This is a genomic window from Mycobacterium sp. TH-M116 (assembly GCF_057473685.1).
Window position 1 is genome coordinate 1 of the sequence record NZ_JBYCLC010000415.1, and the last position, 3,969, is coordinate 3,969.

A 3,969-nucleotide genomic window follows, 5' to 3' on the forward strand; every position below is an offset into this window, starting at 1 on the left:
GGTAGGGACTTTGGGCCCTCTTCGGATCTCCGGATGACATTTTCGTGGGCGCGGTCTCAGCGCTGCCCCGCCGGGTCGGGCCGTCATCAACGTTTCACGGGCGGGTCAACGGTTCCTCACCATGTACGGGCCCAGGTCCAGAGAGGGCTTTGGGCCCTGTTACGCCAGCGTGCATCGAAGATAGCGTGGTGAAGCACCGCATGCTTGAGAGAGTTTGGCGTCGATAGTGACCATGTGGCCTGAGTTCCTACCCCGCGTGGATTTCGCGGCACTGCCGCCGGGGATCAATTCGAGCCGGATGTATGCCGGTCCGGGGGCAGCATGGTGACCTTCAGACACCGCCTTGATTTATTGTCGAGGCTGAACCGAATTGGAGTCGCATGTATGGAACGTCGCGAGTTTTCCGCCGAGCTTAAACACCGGGTGTCGCGTTGGAGGTGATCGAGCATTCCCGGGCGATCGTTGATGTCGCACGCGACGATCTGCTGGAGCCGCCGCCCCTGCAGATCACCGAGTACCTGCGACTCTTGAAGCTTTACCGAGCCTGCGGGATGGTCAGCACCGCGGGTGGGACGATGAGGCGGTGCCTGCCGCCCATGCCGAGACCCTCGTGGCATGGGGCTAGCCGGTGCGGATCGGACCCGAGGTCTGCGTCCGGGCGGCGCTGTTGACGTGCGCGCGCTACCTGCCGATGGGCCGCACCCGAGAGCCGTTGGAAGCGTTGACCGCGATCGACGTCTCGACCGGGTTTCTGGCCGGGTCCGCGGCCGCGCGGCACGCAGGTTGGAGCGAAACATCCTTGCCCACAAGCGAAAACCGCTCGCGGAGGTGCTGGCGCCGCAGGCAGGCGAACCACCCGGCCGCGCCGCCGGCACGCCCACCTATGTGCACCTCGCGTGCACCGAATAGCCGCCACCGGCGCCCGAGCCGCCGCAGCCGAGGTCCTCACCCGGCCGTACTCGCGGGCATCCGCAACCGGAACCTGGGCGCACTCGCCCACGGCAACGGCGAAAACCGCGGACAGGAAACCGAACTCGCCGCCAAGACCCCACCCTGATCACCCGGTTCGGCCACTACGAGGACATGGTCTTGCGCTCCGCCACCGATCTGTCGGTGCCGCCCCCAGCTGACTAGCGACTTACTTAGGGATTTCGAATGGATTTTGGGATATTGCCGCCAGAAGTCAATTCGGGTCTTTTGTATACGGGTCCCGGGTCAGCTCCAATGTTGGCCGCCGCTGCCGCGTGGGACGGTGTGGCCGCAGATTTGGAGACCATGGCGGCCGCCTACTCGTCGACAACTTCTGGGCTGGCGAGCAGATGGCATGGCCCGTCGTTCGCGGCGATGGCCGCGGCGGCCCAGTCGTATACGACATGGCTCGACACCAGCGCCGTCCGCGCGCGCCAAACCGCAGTCCAAGCCCGCGCCGCGGTGGCCGCCTACGAGGCTGCATTTGCCGCCACCGTTCCGCCGCCGGCCGTCGCGGCCAACCGCAGCTTATTGGCATCCCTGGTGGCAACCAATATTTTCGGGCAGAACACCCCGGCAATCGCGGCTACCGAACTCGATTACGCCGAGATGTGGGAGCAAGACGCCGCGGCCATGTACGGCTACGCCAGTTCTGCTTCGGCGGCATCCGCGGTGACTCCGTTCGGCGAGCCGCCGCAGACCACCAACTCCAGCGGTCTGGTTGCGCAGGCCGCAGCAGTAACCCGCGCCGCCCAGACATCGGCACAGACATTGCCGGCTCTACTGTCCTCGGTTCCCCAGTTACTGCACACGATGGCGGCCCCGGTGGGCGCCTCGCCGGCGGCGGCGGCCACACCGTCTTCGCTCGTTGACGTGCTAGCAAATGTGACCGTCGGGTCGCTATCGCCGTTCAATTTGTTGTCCGGGCTTCCAGAAGGCGAGCTTGTAAGCCTATTGCTCTACTCGATAACCCAAACGGGGGTCAACTTTGCGAATGTGGCCAGCAAGTTCGACAAAGTCGTGCTAGGCGTCCCGCCGGGCGTGTTTGGTTCCGGAGGTGTGCTGGCCAGCTCGGCGACACCGGCGCAAGTGTCAGCCAGCATGGGACGCGCGGCTTTGGTCAGTAACATGTCGGTGCCGCACAGTTGGGTACTGGCGGCCCCGGAAATCAAGCCGGTCGCCGTGTTTGTGCCGGTGTCGGAACCGGGCGCGGCCGTGGCAGCGGTTACCGCCGCCGAAGAAGGAAACCTATTCGGTGGCATGGCGCTTTCCGGCCTGGCCGGACGGGCGATCGTCGGAACCGGAGCCGGCACCGCCACAGCCGGCAAAGTGCGCGCCGCAGATGCTGTGGCGGCAGACGATGCGCCCATAAACATCATCCTGATAACCGAAGACGACGAATAACCCTTGACCGCACGGTGCAACGGGACACCCTAGACCGAAGGGGTAGAGATGGATTACGGGATGTTGCCGCCGGAAGTCAATTCCGGCCGTATCTACGCCGGCGCCGGGTCCGGATCAATGTCGCGGGCCGCAGCGGCGTGGGATACTCTCGCCGCCGAGCTGCGCTCTGCGGCGAATTCTTACGCGTCCACACTGTCGACACTGTCAGCACAATGGCGCGGCCCTTCGGCGGTGCGGATGGCGGCCGCGGCCAGTCCGTATACAGCCTGGCTGCGTGACACCGCTGCGCGAGCCGAGCAAGCTGCCTTCCAGGCCGGCATTGCCGTCCACGCCTACCAGACTGCCTTCGCTGCGACGGTGCCCCCGGCGGTGATCGCAGCTAACCGCAGCGAGTTGGCGGCATTGATCGCGACGAACGTCTTCGGCCAAAACACGCAGGCGATCACGGCTGCCGAGGCGCAGTACGAGCAGATGTGGGCTCAGGACACCGCTGCGATGTACGACTATGCGGCGTCGTCCGCGGTTGCCACCCGGTTGGCGCCGTTCACGGCCGCGCCCCCCACGACAAATCCGGGCGGCGCCGCGGCTGCAGCCGTGTCGGCCGCTCAGGAGATCGGCGCGTCAGCGGGCGGGGTGCAGCCGATACTCTCACAGCTGGCCGAACTGATGTCCACGACACCAGCAACGCTGAGCAACGCCGCGACCTCGGCGCTGCCGGTCTCGTCGGCGATTACGCCGCTGCTCGATCTGTTGAGTTCGTCGTCGCCGTTGTCGATCGCCGCGGATTTCCTGGATACGGGTGGGAGAGCTGTTTTAGTGGGAGCTTCCGGCGTGGTCAACACCATGTTCGGCATGAACCTCGACATTATGTGGATGCAAGGCGCGATATCCTCAGTTGGGTTGTCTACGGCATCGGGGCCGCAATTGGCTGCATCGATGACGGCGCCGAACGCGGACCTGACGGCAGCCGCCCCGGTGGTCTCAGCGCAGCTGGGCAGCGCTGGGCTGACGGGTGGGTTGTCAGTACCGCCAAACTGGGCGGCAGCCACCCCCACCGTCAAGCTGGTTGCCTCCGGATTGCAGGGTACCGGCGCCGGTGCAGCCCCTGCGGTCGCGGCAAAGGCCATCGAAAACCTGACTGGCGAGATGATCCTGGCAAGCGCGGTCGGCGGCGCACTCGGCAAGGCAATGCCGCCCGCGGTCAACGTGACAACTGTGCACCGATCGGAGACGGCCCGCGACAAGAGCGGTTCGAAACCCAGCAAATTCGAACGCGTCCTTGCCGAACTATCCCAGAAGCCCGAGTCGGTTCAGCACTGGCACACCGACAAGGCTCAACTTGAGAGTCTGCTGGACCAACTGTCGAGGAAACCGGGTACCCATGCGGTACACATTCACACCGGCGACAAGAAAAGGGGCTCTCGTGACAACCCCGGGGGTGGGTTGTGATGTGAGGGGCGCACGCCGTTGTCGCGTAAGGTTTCCGGCGTGGCAAGCGACACCGACGCCAGCACCGATTCGGCTGCCGTGTAGAGGGCGACCGCGAGCATCAGCCAGACGAACCACGTCGTGAGCCGCGCCGCCGGCACTGTGGCG

General features: G+C 65.4%; 3 protein-coding genes. 2 read left to right on the plus strand and 1 reads right to left on the minus strand.

Annotation, left to right across the window (positions count from 1 at the left end):
• Nucleotides 1-1,155: 1,155 nt before the first annotated feature.
• Together AC2VOK_RS21145 and AC2VOK_RS21150 are read left to right on the plus strand one after the other, a co-directional pair.
• Nucleotides 1,156-2,373: a PPE family protein gene (locus AC2VOK_RS21145; RefSeq protein ID WP_428902193.1), complete on the plus strand. Its 1,218-nt coding sequence runs from the start codon at nucleotides 1,156-1,158 to the stop codon at nucleotides 2,371-2,373.
• 60 nt (nucleotides 2,374-2,433) lie between these two features.
• Nucleotides 2,434-3,822, plus strand: a complete 1,389-nt coding sequence (locus tag AC2VOK_RS21150; protein ID WP_428902195.1) for a PPE family protein — start codon at nucleotides 2,434-2,436, stop codon at nucleotides 3,820-3,822.
• Here the strand turns inward: AC2VOK_RS21150 and AC2VOK_RS21155 are convergent.
• A partial coding sequence (locus AC2VOK_RS21155; protein WP_428902194.1) for a hypothetical protein occupies nucleotides 3,768-3,969 on the minus strand: 202 nt, incomplete at its 5' end. The two genes, AC2VOK_RS21150 and AC2VOK_RS21155, sit on opposite strands and share 55 nt — an antisense overlap.